The 23,985-nt window shown below is 53.0% G+C and carries 21 protein-coding genes; 9 read left to right on the forward strand and 12 right to left on the reverse strand.

Annotated features, from left to right (window positions below):
• Positions 1-6: 6 nt before the first annotated feature.
• The 6 genes from B5E56_RS01335 (at position 7) to B5E56_RS01360 (ending at position 7,879) form a co-directional block, all read left to right on the forward strand.
• Entirely contained in the window at positions 7-879 is an 873-nt protein-coding gene (locus B5E56_RS01335; protein WP_087188255.1) for a carbohydrate ABC transporter permease, read from the forward strand.
• Complete coding sequence (locus tag B5E56_RS01340; protein WP_087387990.1) at positions 879-1,739, forward strand: carbohydrate ABC transporter permease; 861 nt, start codon at positions 879-881, stop codon at positions 1,737-1,739. The genes B5E56_RS01335 and B5E56_RS01340 overlap by 1 nt, the downstream gene beginning before the upstream one ends.
• A gap of 114 nt (positions 1,740-1,853) precedes the next feature.
• On the forward strand, positions 1,854-3,194 hold the full coding sequence (locus B5E56_RS01345) for a glycoside hydrolase family 32 protein (RefSeq protein WP_087387992.1): 1,341 nt from the start codon (positions 1,854-1,856) through the stop codon (positions 3,192-3,194).
• 34 nt (positions 3,195-3,228) lie between these two features.
• Complete coding sequence (locus B5E56_RS01350) at positions 3,229-4,185, forward strand: carbohydrate kinase family protein (RefSeq protein ID WP_206404947.1); 957 nt, start codon at positions 3,229-3,231, stop codon at positions 4,183-4,185.
• Positions 4,175-6,178, forward strand: a complete 2,004-nt coding sequence (locus B5E56_RS01355; protein WP_164496865.1) for an alpha-amylase family protein — start codon at positions 4,175-4,177, stop codon at positions 6,176-6,178. The genes B5E56_RS01350 and B5E56_RS01355 overlap by 11 nt, the downstream gene beginning before the upstream one ends.
• A 6-nt stretch (positions 6,179-6,184) precedes the next feature.
• Positions 6,185-7,879 carry a glycoside hydrolase family 13 protein gene (locus tag B5E56_RS01360; RefSeq protein WP_087387996.1) on the forward strand — a complete coding sequence of 565 codons (1,695 nt, stop codon included), beginning with the start codon at positions 6,185-6,187 and terminating at the stop codon, positions 7,877-7,879.
• Positions 7,880-7,926: 47 nt separating this feature from the next.
• Here B5E56_RS01360 and B5E56_RS01365 read toward each other — a convergent pair whose 3' ends face one another.
• From B5E56_RS01365 to B5E56_RS01380, 4 genes are all read right to left on the reverse strand, one after another.
• Positions 7,927-10,107 (reverse strand): alpha-galactosidase, encoded by a 2,181-nt coding sequence (locus tag B5E56_RS01365; protein WP_087387998.1) that lies wholly within the window; start codon positions 10,105-10,107, stop codon positions 7,927-7,929.
• 530 nt (positions 10,108-10,637) lie between these two features.
• Positions 10,638-11,045 carry a hypothetical protein gene (locus B5E56_RS01370; protein WP_087388000.1) on the reverse strand — a complete coding sequence of 136 codons (408 nt, stop codon included), beginning with the start codon at positions 11,043-11,045 and terminating at the stop codon, positions 10,638-10,640.
• Positions 11,046-11,062: 17 nt separating this feature from the next.
• The gene (locus tag B5E56_RS01375; protein WP_343214217.1) at positions 11,063-11,470 is read right to left on the reverse strand and encodes an Arm DNA-binding domain-containing protein; all 408 of its coding nucleotides are present in this window, start codon (positions 11,468-11,470) and stop codon (positions 11,063-11,065) included.
• A complete protein-coding gene (locus B5E56_RS01380) occupies positions 11,470-11,670 on the reverse strand; it encodes a DNA-binding protein (protein WP_087189600.1) in 201 nt (66 codons plus the stop codon). The genes B5E56_RS01375 and B5E56_RS01380 overlap by 1 nt, the downstream gene beginning before the upstream one ends.
• 421 nt (positions 11,671-12,091) lie before the next feature.
• Between B5E56_RS01380 and B5E56_RS01385 the strand changes: the two genes are divergently transcribed.
• The 3 genes from B5E56_RS01385 (at position 12,092) to B5E56_RS01395 (ending at position 13,767) form a co-directional block, all read left to right on the forward strand.
• Positions 12,092-12,628 carry a helix-turn-helix domain-containing protein gene (locus B5E56_RS01385; protein WP_087388002.1) on the forward strand — a complete coding sequence of 179 codons (537 nt, stop codon included), beginning with the start codon at positions 12,092-12,094 and terminating at the stop codon, positions 12,626-12,628.
• A 501-nt stretch (positions 12,629-13,129) separates the two neighbouring features.
• The gene (locus B5E56_RS01390; protein WP_087388003.1) at positions 13,130-13,384 is read left to right on the forward strand and encodes a type II toxin-antitoxin system RelB/DinJ family antitoxin; all 255 of its coding nucleotides are present in this window, start codon (positions 13,130-13,132) and stop codon (positions 13,382-13,384) included.
• Positions 13,381-13,767, forward strand: a complete 387-nt coding sequence (locus B5E56_RS01395) for a type II toxin-antitoxin system death-on-curing family toxin (protein ID WP_087388005.1) — start codon at positions 13,381-13,383, stop codon at positions 13,765-13,767. Before B5E56_RS01390 ends, B5E56_RS01395 begins: the two co-directional genes overlap by 4 nt.
• 130 nt (positions 13,768-13,897) lie before the next feature.
• On the opposite strand, the gene B5E56_RS01400 is transcribed toward B5E56_RS01395, so the two are convergent.
• The 8 genes from B5E56_RS01400 to B5E56_RS01435 all read right to left on the reverse strand — a co-directional run bounded on the left by B5E56_RS01400 (position 13,898) and on the right by B5E56_RS01435 (position 23,779).
• Entirely contained in the window at positions 13,898-15,274 is a 1,377-nt protein-coding gene (locus B5E56_RS01400) for an adenylate/guanylate cyclase domain-containing protein (protein ID WP_158098635.1), read from the reverse strand.
• A 16-nt stretch (positions 15,275-15,290) separates the two neighbouring features.
• Positions 15,291-16,022 (reverse strand): adenylate/guanylate cyclase domain-containing protein, encoded by a 732-nt coding sequence (locus B5E56_RS01405; protein WP_087388009.1) that lies wholly within the window; start codon positions 16,020-16,022, stop codon positions 15,291-15,293.
• Between the two features lie 11 nt (positions 16,023-16,033).
• Entirely contained in the window at positions 16,034-16,594 is a 561-nt protein-coding gene (locus B5E56_RS01410; RefSeq protein ID WP_087388012.1) for a hypothetical protein, read from the reverse strand.
• A gap of 177 nt (positions 16,595-16,771) precedes the next feature.
• Positions 16,772-19,849: a type I restriction endonuclease subunit R gene (locus B5E56_RS01415; RefSeq protein ID WP_087388014.1), complete on the reverse strand. Its 3,078-nt coding sequence runs from the start codon at positions 19,847-19,849 to the stop codon at positions 16,772-16,774.
• Positions 19,850-19,858: 9 nt separating this feature from the next.
• Complete coding sequence (locus B5E56_RS01420; RefSeq protein ID WP_087388016.1) at positions 19,859-20,512, reverse strand: hypothetical protein; 654 nt, start codon at positions 20,510-20,512, stop codon at positions 19,859-19,861.
• 84 nt (positions 20,513-20,596) lie between these two features.
• Positions 20,597-21,088, reverse strand: a complete 492-nt coding sequence (locus B5E56_RS01425) for a hypothetical protein (RefSeq protein WP_087388018.1) — start codon at positions 21,086-21,088, stop codon at positions 20,597-20,599.
• Complete coding sequence (locus tag B5E56_RS01430; protein WP_087388020.1) at positions 21,088-22,287, reverse strand: restriction endonuclease subunit S; 1,200 nt, start codon at positions 22,285-22,287, stop codon at positions 21,088-21,090. The genes B5E56_RS01425 and B5E56_RS01430 overlap by 1 nt, the downstream gene beginning before the upstream one ends.
• Positions 22,277-23,779: a type I restriction-modification system subunit M gene (locus B5E56_RS01435; protein WP_087388022.1), complete on the reverse strand. Its 1,503-nt coding sequence runs from the start codon at positions 23,777-23,779 to the stop codon at positions 22,277-22,279. The genes B5E56_RS01430 and B5E56_RS01435 overlap by 11 nt, the downstream gene beginning before the upstream one ends.
• Positions 23,780-23,985 lie beyond the last annotated feature (206 nt).

Consider the following 23,985-nt stretch of genomic DNA (forward strand, 5'->3'; position numbering starts at 1 on the left):
GCTAGGATGAAAAGAAAAAGCGGAGGAAAAGATTTCTGCGGATTTGCCCTGCCCGGCCTGTTCTGTTTCGCGGCAGTGGTAATCATCCCCTTTATCTACGGTATTTACCTGACCCTGACCGACTGGAACGGCGTCTCTGATACAAAGAACTTCATCGGCGGCGCCAACTTCCTCAGCGTACTGAAAGACAGCCAGTTCTGGTCCTCCCTGCTGCTGACCTTCAAATATGTGGTGGTCGTGGTAGTGGTGGTCAACATTCTGGCCTTTGCCATCGCCTACCTGCTGACCCGTGGCTTTAAGGGCCAGAACTTCTTCCGGGCCGGCTTCTTCACCCCCAACCTGATCGGCGGCCTGGTGCTGGGCTACATCTGGCAGTTCGTGTTCTCCCGCGTGTTCGTGGGCATCGGCGAGGCCACCGGCTGGGAGCTCTTCGGCGCCTCCTGGCTGTCCGACCCCACCCTGGCCTTTGTGGCCCTGGTGTTCGTCTCCGTTTGGCAGCTGTCCGGCTATATGATCCTCATTTATGTGGCCGGCTTTATGGGCCTGAACAAGGACGTGATGGAGGCCGCCAGCATTGACGGCGCCACCGGCTGGACCAAGCTGCGCCACATCATCCTGCCCCTGATGATGTCCTCCATCACCATCTGCCTGTTCCTCACCCTGTCCCGCGCCTTTATGGTGTACGATGTCAACCTGTCCCTGACCGCCGGCGCCCCCTACGGCACCACCGAGATGGCCGCCATGCACGTCTACGAGAAGGCCTTTACCTCCCGTCAGTTCGGCGTGGGCCAGGCCGAGGCTCTGATCCTGTTTGTGATCGTGGCCATCATCAGCGGTATCCAGGTGTACCTGACCAAGAAACGTGAGGTGGATGCGTAATGAATAATTCGACCATCGGCGGCACCAAGCGCAAGGTCGCCAACGCGCTGGCCATGACCGGCATGATCATCATCTTCATCGCCTATATGTTCCCCTTCATCATGGTGGTCATTAACTCCCTGAAGGAAAAGCGGGATATCATCACCGACCCCTTCTCCTGGCTGTTTACCATCAAGGGCCTGTCCTTCGACAACTTTGTGAAGGCCTTTACCCAGATGGACTTCCTCAATGCCTTTAAGAACTCCCTCATCGTCACCGTTTCGGCCACCGTGCTGGTCACCCTGCTGTCCTCCATGCTGGCCTACTACATCGTCCGCCGCAACAATATGATCTCCAAGATCGCGTTTGCCCTGATGGTGGCCTCCATGATCATCCCCTTCCAGGCCATCATGATCCCCCTGGTGAGCATCTACGGCGGCACCCTCAACGTGCTCAACCACCGCATCACCCTGATCTTCATGCACACCGGCTTCTCCATGGCCATGTCGGTGTTCATGTTCCACGGCTTTATCAAGGGCAATATCCCCATCGCCCTGGAGGAAGCGGCCTACATCGACGGCTGCACCCACCGGCAAACCTTCTTCAAGATCGTCTTCCCCTTGCTCAAGCCCATCATCGCCACCATGGTGATCCTCAACTCCCTGGCTTTCTGGAACGACTACCTGCTGCCCTCCCTGGTGCTGACCGACAAGGAGCTGCTCACTCTGCCCCTGTCCACCTACAGCTTCTACGGTACTTATTCCGCCGACTACGGCACCATCATGGCCGGCCTGCTGCTGTGCGTTATCCCCATTCTCATCCTCTATGTGATCCTCCAGAAGCAGATCATCGGCGGCGTTGTTTCCGGCGCAGTCAAATAACAAAACCCGTTCAATTCTACCACAAGGGTCTCTTGCCCTTGTGGTAGAATTTCGGTTATACTGGCTTTCAGCATTGCCCTCAGGGGCTACAGGGAAAGGAGAAAAAGCACACCCATGCGGAAAGATACCCTGCATTTGAAAGCGCCGGGAAACTGGATCAACGATCCCAACGGCTTTATTTATTATCGAGGTGAGTACCACCTTTTTTATCAACACTTCCCCTATGCCCCCCGGTGGGGCACCATGCACTGGGGCCACGCGGTAAGCCGCGACCTGGTCCATTGGGAGCACCTGGGGGTAGCCCTCTATCCCACCAAGAGCTACGATCAGAACGGCGTTTTTTCGGGCAGTGCTCTGGAACGGGACGGAAAGCTGTATCTGTACTACTCCGCCGTGCGCTACCTCCAGCAGAACGAGGAGGATATCCACATTCCCCCCAACGACGCATTTGTGACCAGTCAGGCCATGGTAATCTCCGACGACGGCCGGACCTTTGACAACATGGGGGCCAAGCAGCAGATCATCCCGGTACTGACCGACGAATCCATCGGTGACCCCAAGGACACCAGAGACCCCAAGGTGTGGGAAAAGGATGGACAGTATTACATGATTCTGGGCAGCACCTTCCGCAAGGAACAGGGCAAGGCTCTCTTTTACCGCAGCCGGGACGCTCTACACTGGGACTATGTGAACCAGTACTCCTCTCCGGAGTTCCGCACCATGCTGGAGTGCCCCGATCTGGTCCGGCTGGGGGAGGAATTTGTGCTTCTGGGCTCCCCCATGGGCGTCACCCAACCGGAGATTGAATATGCCCACCACGCCATGTGGGGACTGGCGGACTTCGACCACCGGACCTGCACCCTGGCCCTCAAGGGGCCGATGCAGTTTGTAGATTATGGTCTGGATCTCTATGCCCCCCAGACCGCTGTGGATCAGGAGGGCCGTCGGGTGCTCATCGCCTGGATGCGGATGCCCCAGGCGGCAGAGGACCCTGGGGACGGCCGGGGCCCCTGGAATGGCATGATGAGCCTGCCCCGGGTACTGGAGCTGCGGCAGGGCAAGCTTTGCTTTGTCCCCCATCCCAATGTAGAAGGGCTTTTCCGTCCTGTGGACGGCAGCTGGGACCAGGCGGTGCGGAACCGTCCCTTCCGCCTGAAAACCACCCTTCGGTCCGGGGACGTGCTGGACGTGTGCGGCTACCGGATTGCGCTGGAGGACGGCCGGATCGTCACTGACCGCAGCCAGGTATTCCCCCATCTGCCCAACTATCGGACCACCGCCCAGACTCCGGCGCTGGGCGAGGATTGCTGCCAGCTGGATATATTTGTAGACGACCATCTGATCGAGATATTTGTGGACGGCGGCCGTTATGTGGTCAGCCATGTGGTATACGGCCTGAAGGACCGGCTGGAAGGTCCGGTGGAGCAGCTGCTTACCCTCAGGGAGGACGGCTGAGGACCTATTTCAAGGAGAAAGGGAAGGATTGTCCATGATGGATATTACCGCCATTGGAGAAGTATTGATCGACCTGACCCAGACCGGGGTCAATGAACAAAAGGTACCGCTGTTTGCCGCCAATCCCGGCGGCGCCCCTGCCAACGTAGCAGTGGCTGCCGCCCGGCTGGGGGCCAATACCGCGTTTATCGGAAAGGTGGGCCAGGACGGATTCGGCGCCTACCTGACCCGGGTACTGACTGAGAACCAGGTAGACGTGTCTGGCCTGCGGACCGACGATGCTGCCACCACCATGGCTGTGGTGGCCGTGTCCGACACCGGCGAGCGCTCCTTCCGCTTTGTGCGGGGGGCAGACTGCAACCTGAAGCCGGAAGAGGTGGACACTGGGCTGATCGCCGGAAGCAAAGTGCTCCACTTTGGCTCGGTCAGCCTGACCGCCGGTCCCGCCCGGGAGGCCACCCTCTTTGCCGCACAGAGAGCCCGGGAGGCCGGTGTGCTGGTAAGCTACGATCCCAACTACAGAGACGCCCTGTGGAACAGCCAGGCGGAGGCGGTAGAATGGATGAAGAAGCCCCTGCCCCTGGTGGACGTGCTCAAGCTGTCCGACGAGGAGCTGCCTCTCATCACCGGCACCGACGCCCCCGAAGAGGGAACCCATCGGCTGGAGGCTGAAGGGATTCGCTTGATCCTTGTGACCCTGGGCGACAAGGGCGCTTTTTACCGCTGGCAGGGCCGGACCGGCCTGGTGCCCGGCGTAGCCACCACTGTGGCCGATACCAACGGCGCCGGGGACACCTTCCTGGGCGCGGTGCTCAGCCGTCTGGTACGCCGGGGTGAAAAGCCTCTGGAGGGCCTGACTGCCCCGGAACTGGAAGCCATCCTTGCCTTTGCCAACCGGGCGGCCTCCAAGACCTGCTCCCGCAGCGGAGCCATTCCCGCCATGCCCACCATGGCGGAGCTGGAGGAAGGAGACAACGCCCATGAAGCGTAAGCAGACCAAGGAAGCCGCCCCGACCACTGCCGGACAGACCGACCGGCTGATCCAGCAGGCGGCGGAGACAACCGCCCCCAAGGCGTCCAAACCCAAAAAGAAAACTAAGGCGGCAGCGCCCCTGACCCCCGCCCAGGTGGGGATCGGAGAAGATTCCTCCGTCTTTGAGCACCGTCTGGCCCGGCACTACGATGAATTGAAGTGGCTCTACTGCGAGCTGTACCACGGCGATTTGGGCGCCTTTGACTACTTCACCCAGATGCTCCGCCGGAGCTGGGAGGACCGCAAGGCGGACCTGCGGGTGCAGGACGCCCAGCGGGAAGCCGACCCCAACTGGTACCGCCGCCGGGAGCTGCTGGGCATGATGCTCTACACCAACGCCTTTGCCGGCACCCTCAATGGGGTGGCTGAGAAGCTGCCCTATCTGAAGGAGTGCGGGGTCAACTATCTCCATCTGATGCCCCTGCTGGAGAGCCCCAAGGGCCGCAGCGACGGCGGCTACGCCGTCTCCAACTTCCGGAAGGTACAGCCCGAGCTGGGCACCATGGCCGACCTGGAGCATCTGGCGGATTCCTGCCGGAAGGACGGCATCAGCCTCTGTCTGGATTTCGTCATGAATCACACCAGCGAGGACCACGAGTGGGCCAAAAAGGCCCGGGCCGGTGAGCCTGGCTATCGGGAGCGCTATTTCTTCTATGACAGCTGGGATATCCCCCGGGAGTTCGAAAAGACAGTGCCCCAGGTCTTCCCCACTACCGCCCCCGGCAGCTTTACCTGGCTGGACGACTGCAAGCAGGTGGTCATGACCAACTTCTACCCCTACCAGTGGGACCTGAACTACGCCAACCCCATGGTATTTAACGACATGACCGAGAACCTGCTCTACCTGGCCAACCGTGGTATCGACGTGATCCGGCTGGACGCGGTGCCCTACATCTGGAAGCAGCTGGGCACCGACTGCCGCAACCTGCCCCAGGTCCACACCCTGGTACGGATGATGCGCATGGTGTGCGAGATCGTCTGCCCCAGCGTGCTGCTGCTGGGCGAAGTGGTCATGGAGCCAGCCAAAGTGGCTCCCTACTTCGGCTCCACCGACAAACCGGAATGCCATATGCTCTACAACGTGACCACCATGGCCACCACCTGGCACACCCTGGCCACCGCCGATGTGTCCCTGCTGCGCCACCAGGTGGACGCGGTGTGCGCCCTGCCCCGGGACTTTCTCTTCCTCAACTATCTGCGCTGCCACGACGACATCGGCTGGGGCCTGGACTACCCCTGGCTGAAGGAGCACTTCGGCACCGACGAGGTCGCCCACAAGAAGTATCTCAATGATTTCTTTACCGGTAAGCTGCCCGGCAGCAACAGCCGGGGCGAACTCTACAACGACGATCCCCGGCTGGGCGACGCCCGGCTGTGCGGCACCACCGCCTCCCTGTGCGGAGTGGAGGCCGCCGACTATGAGCGTGACCCCTTCAAGCTGGAGCGGGCAATCTCCTGCGACCTGATGCTCCACGCCTGGATGCTCACCCAGAGCGGCATCCCCGTGCTGTACAGCGGGGACGAAGTGGGGCAGCTCAACGATTACTCCTACCACCACGACGGCGAGAAGTGGGACGACAGCCGCTACATCCACCGGGGCGACTTCCAGTGGGACCTGGCCAAGATGCGCCACGATCCCACCACCCGCCAGGGCAAGCAGTTCATCGGCCTGCGGCGTCTGGAGGAGCTGCGGGCAGCAGAGCCCGCCTTCGACGCCCGGGCGGAGATGTGGACCTTTGACACCGGGGACAGCCGGGTGCTGGGCATCGGCCGGTGGTACCAGGGCCGCAAGCTCATCGCCTTCTTCAATTTCAGCCAGGAATTTGTCACCGTCTCCAACGCTGACCAGGGTCCCTTTGAGGAGCTGATCTACGGCGGGACCTTTGATGATCTCAGGCAGGTAAAGCTCTACCCCTACGGCTTTGCCTGGTACCTGCACACGGAGGAGTGATTGGTCATGAACAAAACATGGTGGAAAGAGAGCGTTATCTATCAGATCTATCCCCGCAGCTTCTGTGACTCCAACGGCGACGGGATCGGCGACCTGCCCGGCATCACCAGCAAACTGGACTACATCAAGGAGCTGGGCGCCAATGTGATCTGGCTCTCCCCCGTCTACCGCTCTCCCAACGACGACAATGGCTACGACATCAGCGACTATCAGGCCATTATGGAGGAGTTCGGCACCATGGCCGACTTTGACCGCCTGCTGGCCGAGGCCCACGCCCGGGGAATCAAGATCGTTATGGATCTGGTGGTCAACCACACCTCTGACGAGCACGCCTGGTTTGTGGAGAGCCGCCAATCCCGTGACAACGCCAAGCGGGACTTCTACATCTGGCGGGAGGGCAAGGCGGGTAAAGAGCCCAACAACTGGGGCTCCGCCTTCTCCGGCTCCGCCTGGACCTATGATGACGCCACCGATATGTACTACCTCCACTGCTTTTCCCCCAAGCAGCCCGACCTGAACTGGGATAATCCAGCGGTGCGTAACGCCGTCTTTGACATGATGACCTGGTGGTGCGACAAGGGTATCGACGGTTTCCGCATGGACGTGATCTCCATGATCTCCAAGCGGGAGGGTCTGCCCGATATGCCCACCGGCGGCGCCCCCTATGCCTCCTGCAATCTGGGCTGCTGCAACGGCCCCCACGTCCACGAGTATTTGCAGGAGATGCGCCGGAAGGTACTCTCCAAGTATGACCTGCTCACCGTGGGTGAGTGCGCCGGTGTAACCATCGACCAGGCCAAGCAGTACGCCAACGCCCAGGGCACCGAGCTGAACATGGTATTCCAGTTCGAGCACGTAGACCTGGACGGCGGCGACGCGGTCACCGGCAAATGGAGTACCCGAAAGATCGATCTGGTAGCCCTCAAGAAGCTGCTGTCCCGGTGGCAGAACGAGCTGGAGGACGTGGCCTGGAACAGCCTCTACTTCTGCAATCACGATCAGCCCCGCATCGTCTCCCGGCTGGGAGACGACTCCCCCCGGTATCGGGAACTGTCGGCCAAGTGCATCGCCACCTGCCTCCACCTGATGCAGGGCACCCCCTACGTCTATCAGGGGGAGGAGCTGGGCATGACCAACGTGCCCTTTGGGCCCATTGAGAACTACCGGGACCTGGAGTCCATCAACGCCTACCATGACCTCACCGCCCGAGGCGTCTTTCAGCCGGAGGAACTGCTGGAGGCCATCGCTTACAAGAGCCGGGACAACGCCCGCACCCCCTTCCAGTGGGACGACTCCCCCAACGCCGGATTTACCACCGGCGATCCCTGGATCATGGTCAATCCCAACTACCGGGAGATCAACGCCAAGGAACAGCTGGGCCGGGCGGACTCCGTGTTCCGCTACTACCAGAAGCTCATCGCCCTGCGCCGCAATTCCCCGGACAGCGAGCTCATCGTGTACGGCAGCTACAAGCTGATCCTGCCGGACCATCCCCAGCTGTTTGCCTACCTGCGCACCCTGGAGGGCAAGACCCTGCTCACCGTGTGCAACCTGTCCGGCCAGTCGGCGGCCTTCGCCCTGCCGGAAGAGCTGGCGGGCCGGAAGAGCCGCCTGCTCATCGCCAACTGGGATGAAGCGCCCGCCGTCCCCGGGACGCTGGAGTTCCAGCCCTGGCAGGCCGCCGCCTGGGTGCTGGAGTAACCAATGAAAAAAGAGGATCTGCTGCACAATGCAGCAGATCCTCTTTTTTATACCGCTTTGATCTGATACTGTACCGCCTGGCACTCGTCCAGGAACGGGAGGGCCAGTCCCGCGTACATCAGCTCGTCGCCTCCGTATACCTTACCCTCCACCAGATAGTCCTTGTCCGGGTCCAAGCCTTTCATCCGCAGCAGGGGGCGCACCGGATTGGCGTGGCGCTGGGTCTGGACCACACTGACTACCGCCCGCTCCCGGTCGGGTGAGACGTGCATCCAGGCACAGAAACTTTCATGCCGGAAGGGGTCGGTCAGGCGGTAATAGTCCCCCCGCATCACCACATCCCAGTAGGACCGGAAGGCGTCGATCTGGACCGCCACCTCCTCCAGTTCCTCCTGAGACAGCTCATTCAGGTCCAGCTCATAGCCGAAGGTACCGGCAGCGGCCACCACGCCCCGGGTATGGAGGGGAGTGGACCGGTGGGTCAGGCCGTTGGGTACAGCGGACACATGGGCACCCATGGTACAGCAGGGGTAGCAGTAGGAGGTACCGTACTGGATACGCAGCCGGTCCATGGCGTCGGTGTTGTCGGAGCACCAGATCTGGGGGGTATAGTAGAGCATCCCGCAGTCGAACCGGCCGCCACCGCCGGAGCAACCCTCAATGAGCAGATTGGGGAACTCCTGATGGAGGGCCTCCAGGATCTCATATACGCCCAGCACAAAGCGGTGGTACACCTCGCCCTGGCGCTCAGCGGGCAGACCAGCGCTCCACACATCGGTGAGGCTGCGGTTCATGTCCCACTTGACATAGGAGATGTCAGCGCTCTTGAGCATGGTCCGCAGATTGTCCAGAATATACTGCCGCACCTCGGCACGGGTGAGGTCCAGCACCAGCTGGTACCGGCCCCGGGTGACAGGACGGCCGGGGGCCTGGAAGGCCCAGTCAGGGTGGGCCCGATAGAGGTCGGAATTCTCATTGACCATCTCCGGCTCCACCCAGATGCCGAACTTCATACCCAGGCCCTTGATGCGCTCCGCCAGAGGTGCCAGTCCGCCGGGCAGCTTCTCCTGGTTAACGTTCCAGTCTCCCAGTCCGCCAAAATCGTCGTTGCGCTGGCCAAACCAGCCATCGTCCATCACCATCATTTCCACGCCTACCTTGCTGGCAGCCCGGGCAATGGAATAGATCTTGTCCGCATCGAAGTCGAAGAGAGTGGCCTCCCAGTTGTTGATGAGGATGGGACGGCGGGCGTCCTTCCAGGGGCCCCTGCACAGATTGAGGCGGATGGCCCGGTGGAACAGGCGGCTCATATGGCCCAGACCCTGCCGGGTGAACACCATAGCGGCCTCCGGCGCGGTGAAGGTCTCGCCGGGCGCCAGCTGCCAGCAGAAGTGGAACGGATGGATCCCCATGGTCATCCGGGTCTCATGGAACTGGGTGTGCTCCACCGAGGCCAAGAAATTGCCGGAGTACACCAGAGCCATGGCCCAGCAGCGGCCGGTATCCTCGGTAGTATCCGGATCGCACAGTACCAGGAAGGGGTTCTGCTGGTGGCTGGAGGAACCACGGACGCTGCCCGCGGTGTGGACACCCTGGGTCAGGGCAGTCCGTACCGGCTCGCGCTCCCGGGCATAGGCACCGCCCAGGGTAATGAAATCGTGATTGCCAACGGGGAAATCCAGGCAGGCGGAGGTTACCCGAGTCAGCCGGATGGGGGCGGCCCCGTTATTGCGCACCCGGACGGCCCGGGTGATCATATCGTACTCCTCCAGAACGCCATACAGCAGCTCCACCGTCAGGCCGCTGCACTTGTCCTGGAGCTCCACGGTCAGCGTCTGGGCGGTCACACCCTCACCGTAGAAGGCGGGCAAACCCTCCAGCGCATACTTGCCCTCGGCAACCGTGTGGCTGACGTAGCGCAGGTCCACAATGTGGCTGCCATCCGCTAGGTCGGCCTCCAGGGCAGGCTGCCGGAAGTCACCCACACCGCTGGAAGAATACTCCTGGGGCTGAGTATCCAGCGACCAAGTGCGATCCATCCCTACCTCGTCCGGGTTGGGAGAGAAGCCCCGGTCCTCGGGGCAAATCAGCCGGGAAAGATCTCCCTTTCGCAGTTTCTCACCATAATAGGTGTGAAGCAGCACGCCGGTGGCATCGATCTTCATCTGATAGCTGGTGCTGCGGGTGTGCAGCGTGATGGTACGGCGTTGAGGATCATATTGAATCATACGGTTTCATCCTTTAACAGAAAGAGTAGAGCATGGCAAAAATCAGGGAAACAGCGGTCCCCATATCGCCCCTGCTTAACGGACCATATTATATCACATTGCAGGCTGCGTTTCATCTGCTTTGTCGGATTCTTCTGCCAGATTTCCACTTTACCTCCATATCGCATTATAAAAGCCGGCAAAGCATTGCGACGCAATGCTTTGCCGGCTTTGTTGGCTCATTTCCACTCGCTCCTGTCAGAAGTTTTCTAAACAGATTTGTTTATGAGATTTAGTTCAGATTATTGGTATTCTTTTCATTATTCAGATAGTAAGGGCTATCTGATTTTTTGTTGCCATTGTGTTGCCACGGATGCAGGTCATAGTTACTATAACCCATCATCTCATTTTACCTCGCCAGCTTAGCGCTATTTTACAAGATCATATCCTGCGGCATCGTTTTCACTCTTGTCGTATGCATTGTTAATATATTTAGTAGGATTCAGATGCCTCTATCCCCAAAAATCCTATTTTCACAGGTCTACACGGGATTACCGCTCATCCCGGTTATACCGCCGCGTTTGACTGCGTTTCTGCTCTTTTTCCGCCTGTTCCTGCCGCTTAACAGCGGCCACCGTTTCGGCTACCCGCTCCGGCCCATAGGCCCGGCACAGCCGGTCATAGTCTCTGGCGGTTTCCTGCAATTCCGCGTTTTCGTCCCTGACCTCGGCCAACTGCTTTTTTAAATACGGAACCTCCGTATCATATTTGCGCTGCAACAACTCAAATTTCTGGCAGACATCCAGATAAGCCCGGTAAACGGAGCGCACCACCTTGACGATTTTCTCCAACAGCGGTTTGGACTTTTTCTCCCGGTAGGATTTGGCGGACTCCATACGATCAGGGAGCGGTAGCAGGTCCTCCGGGTCGGAGGAATACTCGGCCGCCAATTTCTCCATGTGTTTTAGTTTAGGCGCTAATAGGCGGAGTTCCGTCTGCGCTTCTTTGGCCGCCTTCTCGGCTTCGGCCTTATCTGTCCGAAGCTGGCCGATCTCCGCCTGAACCTCCGATTTTTCTGTTTGCAGCTCCGCCAGCCGCGCCTGTTCTCTTTCCACCTTAGCTTGGTGCAGATGATATGCTCCTTGGTGGCCCAGGTGTTCTCCTTGAGCCGGGTTTTCATGTCCGCCGTATAGAGGTCCACGAAGCTCTTGAAGGTCATGTCCAGGTCGGCACTGGCCTTATTGAGCTGTTCCCGCTCCCATGCCTGTGCCTCCCGCTTGGTCTTGAAGCCCCGCTTCTGGGTCTGCTTGCGCTCGCCGTTCCAGTCTGTATAGCGGTAGACCGCCCGCCAGGTGTTGGTCTTTTCTTCCTTATAGACCGCCATCAGATACCCCTCCCTTCCTTTTCGCCGTAGCACATCTTCTCATAGAAGAACTTTCGGTTCACTCTGCCGGATATGGTCAAGTAACCAAGGCTTTTCAGTTCCGCATTGAGTTTCTGTACGATCTTGTAAGCATAGGACTTGGAAACGCCCAATTCCTGCGCCACTTCATCGACTCGCATAAACGACTGTTTTTCTGCCATACACAAAAATACCTTCCTTTCCTTGCTGTAATCGTTTCTTGTTTGCCGTTTCACCCTTCAGACTCTGGCAGGCAACCCTTCCCGGCGCTGTGCCGTTTGTTCTTCTCCTTGGCACGCTCATATTGTCGCCTGCTTCCCCGGAGAAAGTATCTGTCGGACGGTCATTCAGTTTTTCAGTGTTTGAAATTCCCCCTTTCACTTTACAACGGACATTTTTTCGCCGTTTTGAGGGCGTCCAATTTGTAAAATTTCCGTGACTTAAATTTATTTGCTTATACTACTCTCATTGTACTAAGCATAACAGTTAAAGTCAAGCGGCTTGTAAAAAAATATTAAATAAATTTGTTTAAAATTTTCTTGACTATCCTAAACATTTCTGCTATGCTGAATCTATCAAGAATCTAGATAGGAGTTGGCCGTTATGGCGATTGGAGAGCGCATTCACTTTTTCCGTACCCTGCGGGGCATGACACAGAAATATCTTGGTATGGCGCTGGGCTTCCCGGAGAAGTCCGCCGATGTCCGCCTTGCCCAATATGAGAACGGGTCGCGGACACCCAAAGCGGACCTGACTGCCGCGCTGGCACAGATATTGGATGTCTCCCCCCATGCGCTGGCCGTACCGGACATTGATTCCTATGTGGGGCTTATGCACACACTCTTTACCCTGGAGGACCGCTACGGCCTAAAAATCTGCGAATGCGACGGAGAAATACATCTTCGAGTGGACGTGTTCCAAGGTAAAGACGCGGCCAGACTCCATGAGATGCTCTGTGCCTGGGGCAAACAGGCGATTAAGTTGCAGTCGGGGGAGATCAGCAAAGAGGACTACGACCGCTGGCGTTACCGCTACCCGGAGTTTGATACTACAGGCCACTGGCACAAGGTTGTCCCCTCCCAGAGCCTCAGCGATCTGCTGGTGGATGAATTGAAGAAGCAGCCTGACAAAGATGAGTAAAACGAAAAGAGCTACCTGACTTTCACAAATCAGGTAGCTCTTTATCTTTGGAATAATGAAAACTGTTGCCAAATCGTTGCCACAGAGGGCATCAAGTCTTGAAAAACCCAGTAATCACGGGCTTTTCCGGGCCTCTGAAATCATTCCCACTCCTCAACCGAAACAACAACTAAAACAAATTTAGTTTAGTTTTGGCTGTCATGGTATCTTGAGAGAGCGTATTATCTTCATTCCCAATTCATTTCAAACTGTGCACAATCAAATTTCAATCACAGATTGCAATCAATGAATTGATAGTCTAAGAATACATCATAAACAATTCTCTGTCAAGCTAATGCGCTAAATTTTTGTTATGAAGCCAGATCACTGACATCTCCTGATTTAACTTCCTGAGAACCGCACAGTAGATCAATGGTACAGGACTGATCGTCCTATTGATATCCAGCCAATTGACAACGCACACAAATTGCACTATAATCGTAGTGCAAGGAGGTACGATACATGGACACCAATATGACGTTTCGGATGGACAGTCAAACCAAGGCAAAAATGACCGAAATTTGTGCTAATCTGGGTATGACCACATCTACCGCCTTTAATATCTTTGCAAATGCCTTTGTCCGAGCCAACGGCATGCCCTTCCCCGTTAAATTGGACACTCCAGCGCCCACAACAGTAACCCGGTCCCAGATGCTGGCCGATGCAGACGATATCTTGAGCGATTTTGCCCAGGATTACAAGAGGATGGCGGAATGATTTGGATCACGGCAGATGATGTGATTGCCATCCACGCCCGTGTGATCGAAAAAAGCGGCGGTTTGGATGGACTGCGGGACAGGAGCATTCTGGAGTCTGCAGTTTCCGCACCGCTCCAATCCTTTGGCGGAAAGGAACTATTTCCCACTGATCTTGAGAAGATCGCCAGGATCGGCTTTGGACTGGCAGCCAATCATGCGTTTCTAGACGGAAACAAGCGCATCGGGGCTATGGTGGTACAGCTTCTACTCAAATGGAACGGCTATATCCTCCAGCTACAGCAAGGCGAACTGGCGGATTTGTTTATTGCCATCGCTGACGGTTCCGCAAAAGAGGAAGATTTGCTGCGCTGGATCAAACAGCATTTATACAATAACTTTTAAGCTACCTTTCACAGGAGAGGCAACATGAATTGTTGTCTCTCCTATCCTTTTGTCGTACAAGAAAATACTTTTCAGTATGGACATAATGGGAAGTTAATAATGAACAAAAGCAAAAATAAATCTGTTCTTTTTATTTCTTATATACAAAAACAAGCCAGTCTTTAATTTTAGTAAATTCCTCTCTTTCCTCAAGAGGTAAATCATTTTTTACAAGACGTTGGTATAAAGCCGTTTTCAATCGCTCACAGTATCCTACTTTAGGAACAATATTTTGTACCGTAGATAGCAACAACCAAGAATACCCAGTGGCTTGCTCAACCAAAAAATCATATGCCTTATCATATTTTTTCAAGCTTTCATAAATACTGACCATTGCATAGCTGATTTCTTGCTTTACCGTATGCTCATCTTTGCCTATCTGAGCTCCTGCAAGAATAAGTTCATCTAAATTGTCTTCCCAGAAGTCTTGCCCCATTTCTACAACATAAGCAGCCTTACAATGTCCGCTCCCCAACACATCAAGATAAAAATGGTACGCCTGTACATTAAGTAATTTTTCTTTAGCGATAAGCTCTTTTGCTTTTTTATTTACCTCTGCCGTTGTTCTGCTTAATTGGCTTTCTTTTTCAGAAAGAAATTGCTCTTTTTTCCCTAACTCCTCAGATTTTTTTGTAAGTTCGGCAAGTTGGTTTTGATATTGCATCTTTAACTCATCAACTAAACCCAAAACCGGCTTACATTCCTCTGCAACACAGGGTGCAATATCATCGTCAAGTTGTAAGTAATACTGCTTTGCTATATACCCATTTAGAATATTGTTGCCCTTGGCAATTTCAATCCATTTCCACTCCTGTTTACCATCAATATCCGTGAGTGCAGAGTATGTTGAGGGACTAATAAATATCGTTCCATTTCCTACGGCTCCGCTAAATTTGCAGGCAAGATTTGTGCTGTTGCCAATCCAAGCAATACCAAACTCGTTTTCCGCATTCTCCTGCTGTTCTTTTCCTTTCATACCAACTTTTGATAAAGTAATTTTACCGGTATGTATACCTACCCCACAGGAAATCCTATGCTTAATTGCCTGATCCAGGGCTGGATTCAGCAGTTTATCGACCGCAGTTGTAATATATCTCGCTGCGTGAACGGCTTTATCTTCTGATTTTCCATCCTCACTATCGATAAATACAGCAAGGACTCCGTCTCCCATGAAATCTCTCACAACGCCACCAGAATAGCGAATCGCCTGCACAATAGTGCGAATATAACTTCTGTATATTTTTACAAGTTGATCGGCGTTGAATTTTTCAGGAAGTTTTGTTGATTCACGCATATCAACAAAAAGAATGGATGCTTTCCCACAGTAAATCTTATTGGAGTCAGTAAGATCGTTTGTTAACGGCAATTGGTTAGACATAATACTTTGAAGCACTTCGGACGAAATAATCCTACTAATAGCCGTTGACAGCAGGTCAACCTCTGTTTTCTTGATTTTGTCTTCACTCATATGGGGCCTCCTGCGGTTAATGATTTGACTCCAGATAAAATGCCTCACCATTCCCTATTGAAGTAAAATGTATTCTCCCACCCTTGCTGGAAGGCCATTCGTTTTTTACTTTTTTAGAAACTTTCACCTTGTTTTCAGTTTCGTTTGCGTAATGAGATGCTACGTTTATGCAATCTCCAAACGCTTTAACATCATACGAATCAGCAATTCCAATTTTAGTCACGATTACACTGTCGAATGTAACGCCCACTCCGATGCTAATGTCCGGACCAAGATTTTCTTCTTGAATAATACGATTAATTACGTCCTCACGAACAGCAAGCATATCTCTTCCACATAAACCAGCATTTTGTACTGCCAGTGTTTTCACCATGTTATCTTTTTCACGTGCGGCTTTCCCTCCCCAAAAAACCATTAGCCCGTCACCCATAATATCAATTACTTTCCCTTGATAGTGTTTGACGACTTCTAATAGTGCCGTGAGAAAGACGTGCATTGTTAGGAACGTCTTTTCCGGGCCTACTTGCTGCGCACGCATCGTAGATCGCCTCATATCCACAAATAGAACAGCATAGTTTTCCTTGTCGTATGATCCAAATTCGAGTTTATCTGCTTCAAAACCAGGGATCACGTCTGAAATAGCGGCAGCACTATGCTCAAACAATACTCTCGTGTTCCGAATATTATTGCGTGCTTGGTTAAAATGTTCCAAAGTACTTTGGTAAATAGCGGAAATATCAACAGCCATGGTAGCCCTCCTTATAATGCAGATAAGAGAAATAACACGGCGATAGCCGCAATAATTATTAAGGACGCAGAAAAAGAACGTAAGGCCCACTTGTTAGTGGCTTGTTTTTGCCGGTTAATATCATTTAACTTGTAAAGTTCAGCTGCCATATTTACGATGACATCCTCATCGCTCATGGAAAGGACATCTGCCTTATACGCATCGAACGAATATTCCTTCGTAGATTGAGGCAAGAACCATTTCGATTTATACCCAATTTTTGATACATGGCTTCGAATTGTCAAGATACCAAACACAAACATACTGATGGTACTTACAGCAAGTAAGGCAGCCAAAACAAAAAGAGCCACCCCTTGCCAACTACAAGGTTTCACCGAAGCAATGAGCTTTCCGATAGGTTCGTAGCAAGCAAAAAGCCCAACGATGAGAGCAACAGCAGCAGCCATAATTATAGATACTTTAGTATCAGCTAATTGTATATAGGCCGAAATATCGGAAATGGCGCTGGATAAGAAAGCCTGCTTAATCTCATCTGTTTTTTTCTCCTCATTTGCGGTATTAGTATTGTCCATTAATAATTTCTCCCTTATCAGTTTATTAATGATGTTCTGGGGGTGTTTCAGATCGGAAAGTGCAAATTTGAATGATGCGTCCAAATACTATGGGATATATAGGACTATTATCGAAATCCACAGAGTTATCTTCATAGAAAATTAACTTCCCATTATTGCTATAACCCGTATTTATAGTCAAGCCCCCTGATCCGTCCACATCTCACACTGGCTCATGACCGTCTTTACCGCATCCTCCATTCCCTCCGGCGGGTACTTGTGCTTTTTCAGCAGGCGCTTCACCAAACGGCGCATACCAGCTCTGGCACTCTCTTTCTTCTGCCAGTCGATGGTGCGGTTTTTCCGCAGCAGATCAGTCAGCTCTTTTGTGATGGCAATCAACTCGTCATGCTCATAAAAATCTTTGATAGCCTGGGGCTTGGCTAGCGCATCATAGAAAGCCAACTCCTCAGCGGACAAACCCAGATTCTCTCCCTCCGCATTGGCAGCAGCAATGTCCTTTGCCAGCTTCAGAAGTTCCTCAATGACCTCCTCATTGGTCAGCATCCCGTTAAGATAGCGGTTCATGGCACTTTGGATGATCTCAGAGAACTTTTCCGATTTCACCACATTGGTGCGCCGGTAGACGGAGACCTGCTCGGCAATCAACTTTTTCAGCAGCTCCACCGCCAGGTTCTTCTCCTTCATGCGGGAGATCTCTTCCAGGAACTTAGGATCAAACAAGGAAAACTCCGTATCAACATCGGAGAACAGATTGATGACTCCTTCGCTCTTGATGCTGTGTTTCAGCAGCTCGTTGATCCGCTGGTTGACCTCCGGCAAAGTAAATTTCTTTCCCGTACCACCGGTGGCCAAACGGACAAGCATGGTTCGCACCGCTTCAAAGTAGGCCGCTTCCATCCGAGTCTTGCTGTCCACCAGACTACCGCATAGAGAAAGAGCCTGCTTGAGCAGCAGAGCCTCCTTAATGTAGACATTCTGGGTCTTTTCCTTGTCGGGCAGGTCATGCTCAGCCACCGACTTACCCAGCAGGAAGTTGACGCCGCCGCTGATCATCCGGGCCTTCTCCAGATCATCCCCGGTCAAAAATGCGGTGTAGTCAAAGCCGTGGAACAGATCCCGGCATATCTCCAGCTTCTCCAAAAACTTGGGATAGGCCGCTTTGCTCACGTCCGGGTCACCGTAGTTCTTTTTGTCCCGCACGGTGTAGTCATTCATGGCCTGTTTCAAGGCAGCGGCGATACCTACGTAGTCCACCACCAGGCCGCCCTCCTTGTCCCTAAAAACCCGGTTGACCCGGGCGATGGCCTGCATCAGGTTGTGGCCGGACATGGGCTTATACACATACATGGTGGCCAGGGACGGCACATCAAAGCCGGTGAGCCACATATCCACCACGATGGCGATTTTCATGGGGGAATCGTTGTCCTTGAATTTCCGGGCCAAGTCCTCTTTGTGGGCCTTGTTGCCGATGATCTCCCGCCACTCCTCCGGATCGTTGTTGCCCTGAGTCATGACCACGCCCACCTTTTCTGTCCAGTCGGGGCGAAGTTCCAGAATACGCCGGTAGATTTTCATGGCAATGGGGCGGGAGTAAGCCACGATCATGGCCTTACCGGTGAGCAGATCGGCCCGGTAATTCTCGTAGTGGTTCAGAATGTCGTCCACCAAAGAGGCGATGGTCTGGTCAGCGCCCAAAATCGCTTCCATCTGACCCAGTTCCTTTTTGCTCTTCTCAATCACATAGGGATCGGCATTTTGGGCCATAATCTCATATTCAACGTCAATCCGGTGCAGGGTTGCCTCATCCAGTTTCAGATGGATAACCCGGCTCTCATAGTAGACCGGGCGGGTAGCGCCATCCTCTACTGCCTGGGTCATATCGTAGATGTCGATATAGTCACCGAACACTTCCCGGGTACTGCGATCCTTGGCGGAAATGGGCGTACCAGTAAAACCGATGTATGTAGCGTTGGGCAAGCTGTCCCGGATGATGCGGGCGGTACCGATGGAGGTCTTGACCTCCAGCTCTCCCCTTTCGTTTTGCTTGGTGACCACCTTTTCCGTCAGACCGTACTGCCCCCGGTGAGCCTCGTCCGCCATGACCACAATATTCCGGCGCTCTGACAGAGGCTCCCCGGTCTCCTCAAACTTCTGCATGGTGGTAAAAATGATGCCGTTGGCCTGACGGCCCGCCAGCAGCTCCTGCAGGTTCTGCCGGCTCTCGGCCTGTTGGGGCGTCTGGCGCAGGAAGTCCTTGCAGCGGGAGAACTGTCCATAGAGCTGGTTGTCCAGGTCGTTGCGGTCGGTGATCACCACAATGGTGGGGCTCTCCAGAGCCTGCTGCAAATAGTGGGCATAGAACACCATGGACAACGACTTGCCGCTGCCCTGGGTGTGCCAGAACACGCCGCCTTTGCCGTCGGTGACGGTGGCGTGCTTGGTGGATGCAATGGCCTTCTTTACGGCGAAATACTGGTGATAGCCCGCCAGAATCTTAAAGGTGTTGGCCCCGTCCACATTGAAGCAGATAAAATTCTGGAGAATATCCAGGAACCGCTCTTTCTCAAAAATGCCCTCAAAGAAGGTGTCAAACTGGGCAGCCTGGGTATTCTCATAGCTGCCGTCCTTGGTTTTCCACTCCATGAAGCGGTCCTCGCCGGAGGTGATGGTGCCCGCCTTGGAGGTCGTCAGGTCGCTCATGACGCAGACCTGGTTATAGATGAACAAGGACGGGATCTCATACATATAATTGCGCAGCTGTCGGTAGGCGGCGGAGGCATCCGTTTCCTCCCGGGAGGGGGATTTTAATTCCACCACCACCAGGGGCAGGCCGTTGACAAAGAGCACCACATCGGCCCGCTTTTCGCTGTTTTCCATCACCGTCCACTGGTTGACGGCAGTAAACTGGTTGCGCTCCGGGTGCTGGTAGTCCACCAGATAGACCAGGCCGGAGCGCTCCTCGCCCTTCACCACGAACTTCACCGGCACGCCGTTTTGCAGATAGTCGGTAAAGACCATGTTTTTCTGCAAGAGGGTGCCGGACTCAAAGTTTTTCAGCTTATACACCGCGTCGTCCAGCGCCGCCTTGGGCAGGGTGGGGTTGACGGCCCGAAGGGCGGGCAGCAGCTCATCCTCATACAGGGGGGAGTGGTAGTCCCGCTCGATATCCGGGCCATAGGCGTAGGAATAGCCCAGGGTCTGGGTAAACAGCTGCAACACGGCGTTTTCATAGTTGGATTCGGTGAAGGGCATAGGATCACCTCATTGTAAGGTCAATTTATTCATCATCTTCTTCAGCATTATCTCGGAATTCTCATCCTGAAATAAAACAATAAAGGATTGTACAACGCTCTCTAGTTCACTTTCTGGTGCTGAATGGCAAATGGATTTGATTAGCCTTTGCAGGGCACCAGCTATTATTTGTAAATATAACTCAATCTCTTTTTCAAACAAGAATTGTGATTGCTTGAGCTGTTCTAGCATCATAATGTACTGTGTATGAAGAAAACGAAAATCATTTATTTTTTCTCCCATAGGAATACCACAAAACACAGCTAAAAATAACACTTGTATATCATTTGAATTCAAACCATTTTTGCCTTTAAGAGATTGGAGCAGTTCAGAAAATATCTTGCACGAGTCATATAATTGAAATATTTTATATCTTTTTTCGAATAATGCTATTTTATTTTGCTGATTTGCCACATGAATGGCGCTAAACACGGCGGCGACTGTTCCAATTGCTCCAGCCCAAGCAGCCACAGCAGAGATAGCAACCCAACTGTTTTCCAACTCTGGAGCATAGGTAAAACGCCAACCGAATAGCACCATTGTCAATACTACACCAGCCGCCAAGACAAGTATAGCTATTGCTACTATTACAGGAAACCATTTTCCTTTGATGAACTTCTTCAAGTAATCACATCCAATATGTTTACACTCACTCTACAGGAATTAGTCGATATTCTATTGGTGGGGCGCTTTCAAACCTAAAATAGTTTATTGCTGTTCGAAAACATAACTATCCAATGGGTATTTAAACTCTGGGTGCTCTATTTTAAATTGCTTATATCCATCTAAAATTTTCATAGCTAATCCTGCTGCACAAAACGGTCTGTCCTGTAACTGAGAATTTTCTTCATACTGCAGGCAAAAATTATCTCCGTACTCAGGAATCATAAGCCTATAGTTATTGACCTTGCTTTCATGTCGCAGTATAGATTGACTGTATAAATCTATATCTCCATTGTGTAAGATCGCACATCGGACTGCATAACATTCCTGCCCAGTTAAAAACTCATATTCAGGGTACACATATTTATCATACCAATCTGGATATCTTTTAGATTCCCATTGGTTCTTTAACTCCTCATCATCCAGTCCATAACGACTACATACACTTGGTATGGTCAACGCCAATGCCAGCTCGGCAAAAAAGCATTTCGCATTTTTGGCCTTTTCTATTTCCTTTTGTATAATATCTTTTTCCATCACATTTCCTCAATTCTTGTTAAATCGATATCACCAGACATGAGTTTGGGAAGAAGTTCGTCTCTAAGTTCAGCAAGTTTTCGGTTCTCAATTCGGTTGGCAATGATAAGTTCAACTATGGGATTCATGACTGCACTAATTTTCTTGTAGTCTTCTTCAGACGGAATAAGAACTTCTGCTTTGGCCAGTTCCCCACGTTTGATGTGTCCCATAGTAGTTGCTTTATCAGCAGCAACAGCAATAAACCTGTCAAGATGATGTGCCGTCCATAGGTAGTAAAACCATTTATCATAGGTATCAGACGTTACTTTGAATAAGTGCTGATTTAATCCGCAAGTTCCCCCACACCAAATATCGACAAGAAGGCTGCCCGACCAAGAGAAGATAACATCGCCGTCTTTGATGATATATTCAGGTTTGATATTTAGAGAACACAGTTCACTGCTGCTATCGCAAGAGCCTTGGCGCAGTTCTTTAATCTTTAATACCGGAATACCATCTTCATCCTCTTTCGGGCGGTACTTTTGCATTGCAAGACCGTTTAAGTAATCGGCAATATCCAAAAGATTGCCTTTCTTCCATCCGTCAGGAATAGTGTCAATGTTAATAAAACTCTCATAAAAGATAGTCTTTGCTTGAGCATATAGATTCTCGTTAATCTTGTTGTTCAGTTCAATTTTGTAGCTAAAAAGGTAATAACAATCTCCAATATCTTTTTGAATTGAAAAATTCGGAACAGGAATTAAAAGTTGATCCAAAAATTGCTTTTTAAAATGGGGAATAACGTCTCCGACATTAGTATTATATATTTGCTGCTGAATCTCTCTGCTTCTCAAAACGGCAAACAGATATTTATTGTAGATTTTTGTGGCATCCGCTCTTAACGCAATCATATCTTGTGCAATACAAAAATCGACTGGATCTGGTACCATACACACCCGTCCGGGGGTTCCTTTATTAACAAATAAGATATCCCCAGGAATGGGATGAGCTCTAAACCATGTATTATAGGTTTTATCACTCAAATATCGGACCTTTTCGTAAACCGGAAAAAGAGTGTTATTTGTTACACAATTTGTTGCAATCAATTTGTGCCCATAAGGCGCAGTAGGAACCGTTTTACCACGATTATCTACAACAAAGGATAAAAGCTCTGTGATCGGAACTTTGGGGCAGTCTTTCCAAATATTACACTTCATACCCAATCGCCCCCAGTCGCTCCTTAATCTGCGCCTCCAGCTCATGGGACTTCTGGAACAGCTCCGACAGCTCCCGGGTCAGCCGCCCCATCTTCTCCTCGAAGGGCTCCTCGTCGTCCTCCTGCTCCTCAATGCCCACATACCGGCCCGGGGTCAGAATATAATCCTGCTTGGCGATCTCCTCGGTGGTAACCACGGCGCAGAAGCCCTTGACCTCCTCCAGGGTGCCGTCCACATAGGCGTTATAGGTGTCCGCCAGCTTCTGAATATCCCCGTCGGTCAGCTCCCGCAGCTTGCGGGTGACCATAGTGCCCATCTTCCGGGCATCAATGAACAGGGTCTTTCCCTTCTGCTTCTTGTTTTTCGCCAAAAACCATAGGGAGACGGGGATCTGAGTGGTGTAGAACAGCTGGGAAGGCATGGCCACGATGCAGTCCACCAGATCGGCGTTGATGATGTTCTTGCGAATCTCTCCCTCCCCGCCGCTCTGGGAGGACAGGGAACCGTTGGCCAGCACCATGCCCATGCGGCCGTTGGGGGCCAGGTGCCAGATCATGTGCTGGAGCCAGGCAAAGTTGGCGTTGCCCGCAGGAGGTGTGCCGTACTGCCAGCGCACATCGTCCAGCAGCTTGTCCTGCCCCCAGCCGGACAGGTTGAAGGGCGGATTGGCCATGATGAAGTCAGCCTTCAGCTGGGGGTGGGCGTCATTGAAGAAGGTATCGGCGCTGAACTTGCCCAGGTCGGCCTCAATGCCCCGGATGGCCAGGTTCATCTGGGCCATTTTCCAGGTGGTGGGGTTGGAGTCTTGACCAAAGACGGAAATCTTGTTGATGTTGCCGCCGTGGTTCTCCACGAACTTGGCCGACTGCACAAACATACCGCCGCTGCCGCAGCAGGGGTCGTACACCCGGCCGTTGTAGGGCTGCAAGATTTCCACCAGGGTTTTGACCACGCAGGCTGGGGTATAAAATTCCCCGGCCAGCTTGCCCTCCTGCTCGGCAAATTTGGACAGGCAGTATTCATAGGTGCGGCCCAGGATGTCCTTGCTGTCGCCGTGCTCCACCATCTGAATGTTGGTGAACAGGTCCACCACATCCCCCAGGCGGCGCTTGTCCAGCTCCGGGCGGGCGAAATTCTTGGGCAGGATGTCCTTGAGGCGCTTGTTCTCCTGCTCAATGGCCCGCATGGCATCGTCAATGACGGTGCCAATCCTCGGCGTATGGGCCTCCCCAGCGATGACACGCCACCGGGCATTTTCCGGCACAAAGAAAATATTTTCGGCGGTGTACTCGTCCTTGTCCTCCTCGAAGCCGTCGCCCTCATCCACAAGCTCCTGATACTTGGCCTCGAAGCGGTCGGAGATGTATTTTAAGAAAATCAGGCCCAGGACAACGGATTTATACTCCGAGGCGTCGATATTGCCCCGCAGCACACAGGCGGCGTCCCAGATCTGCTTTTCAAAGCCAATGCTGCTGGTGTTGGTTTCTGCCATGGTAGAAATCCTCCCCAATGTATTGTGTTATTTGTATTATTATAGCAATTCATGGGAGAATGAACAAGGTGCGTTGGGGATAAATACAATGAACACATCCACCAGCGAAGCTGGTGGTTGTCACTATGCGGGCATAGCCCTTCGTTCCTCGCGGACGCGTGCAACGCGTAATACGGATCTGCCAACTGCGTAAGGACTGCTACTTG

It is taken from the genome of Flavonifractor sp. An112 (assembly GCF_002161085.1).
GTDB classification, from domain to species: Bacteria; Bacillota; Clostridia; order Oscillospirales; family Oscillospiraceae; genus Flavonifractor; species Flavonifractor avicola.

Excerpts from the sequence above, each read along its gene's own strand:
- B5E56_RS01360 (WP_087387996.1), top strand. The coding sequence starts at position 6,185 with ATGAACAAAACATGGTGGAAAGAGAGCGTTATCTATCAGATCTATCCC.
- B5E56_RS01435 (WP_087388022.1), bottom strand. The coding sequence starts at position 23,779 with ATGGCAGAAACCAACACCAGCAGCATTGGCTTTGAAAAGCAGATCTGG.
- B5E56_RS01415 (WP_087388014.1), bottom strand. The coding sequence starts at position 19,849 with ATGCCCTTCACCGAATCCAACTATGAAAACGCCGTGTTGCAGCTGTTT.
- B5E56_RS01340 (WP_087387990.1), top strand. The coding sequence starts at position 879 with ATGAATAATTCGACCATCGGCGGCACCAAGCGCAAGGTCGCCAACGCG.
- B5E56_RS01395 (WP_087388005.1), top strand. The coding sequence starts at position 13,381 with ATGATTTGGATCACGGCAGATGATGTGATTGCCATCCACGCCCGTGTG.
- B5E56_RS01385 (WP_087388002.1), top strand. The coding sequence starts at position 12,092 with ATGGCGATTGGAGAGCGCATTCACTTTTTCCGTACCCTGCGGGGCATG.
- B5E56_RS01430 (WP_087388020.1), bottom strand. The coding sequence starts at position 22,287 with ATGAAGTGTAATATTTGGAAAGACTGCCCCAAAGTTCCGATCACAGAG.
- B5E56_RS01375 (WP_343214217.1), bottom strand. The coding sequence starts at position 11,470 with ATGGCGGTCTATAAGGAAGAAAAGACCAACACCTGGCGGGCGGTCTAC.
- B5E56_RS01425 (WP_087388018.1), bottom strand. The coding sequence starts at position 21,088 with ATGGAAAAAGATATTATACAAAAGGAAATAGAAAAGGCCAAAAATGCG.
- B5E56_RS01390 (WP_087388003.1), top strand. The coding sequence starts at position 13,130 with ATGGACACCAATATGACGTTTCGGATGGACAGTCAAACCAAGGCAAAA.
- B5E56_RS01365 (WP_087387998.1), bottom strand. The coding sequence starts at position 10,107 with ATGATTCAATATGATCCTCAACGCCGTACCATCACGCTGCACACCCGC.
- B5E56_RS01345 (WP_087387992.1), top strand. The coding sequence starts at position 1,854 with ATGCGGAAAGATACCCTGCATTTGAAAGCGCCGGGAAACTGGATCAAC.
- B5E56_RS01355 (WP_164496865.1), top strand. The coding sequence starts at position 4,175 with ATGAAGCGTAAGCAGACCAAGGAAGCCGCCCCGACCACTGCCGGACAG.
- B5E56_RS01350 (WP_206404947.1), top strand. The coding sequence starts at position 3,229 with ATGATGGATATTACCGCCATTGGAGAAGTATTGATCGACCTGACCCAG.
- B5E56_RS01410 (WP_087388012.1), bottom strand. The coding sequence starts at position 16,594 with ATGGACAATACTAATACCGCAAATGAGGAGAAAAAAACAGATGAGATT.
- B5E56_RS01400 (WP_158098635.1), bottom strand. The coding sequence starts at position 15,274 with ATGAGTGAAGACAAAATCAAGAAAACAGAGGTTGACCTGCTGTCAACG.
- B5E56_RS01380 (WP_087189600.1), bottom strand. The coding sequence starts at position 11,670 with ATGGCAGAAAAACAGTCGTTTATGCGAGTCGATGAAGTGGCGCAGGAA.
- B5E56_RS01405 (WP_087388009.1), bottom strand. The coding sequence starts at position 16,022 with ATGGCTGTTGATATTTCCGCTATTTACCAAAGTACTTTGGAACATTTT.
- B5E56_RS01370 (WP_087388000.1), bottom strand. The coding sequence starts at position 11,045 with ATGGAGAAATTGGCGGCCGAGTATTCCTCCGACCCGGAGGACCTGCTA.
- B5E56_RS01335 (WP_087188255.1), top strand. The coding sequence starts at position 7 with ATGAAAAGAAAAAGCGGAGGAAAAGATTTCTGCGGATTTGCCCTGCCC.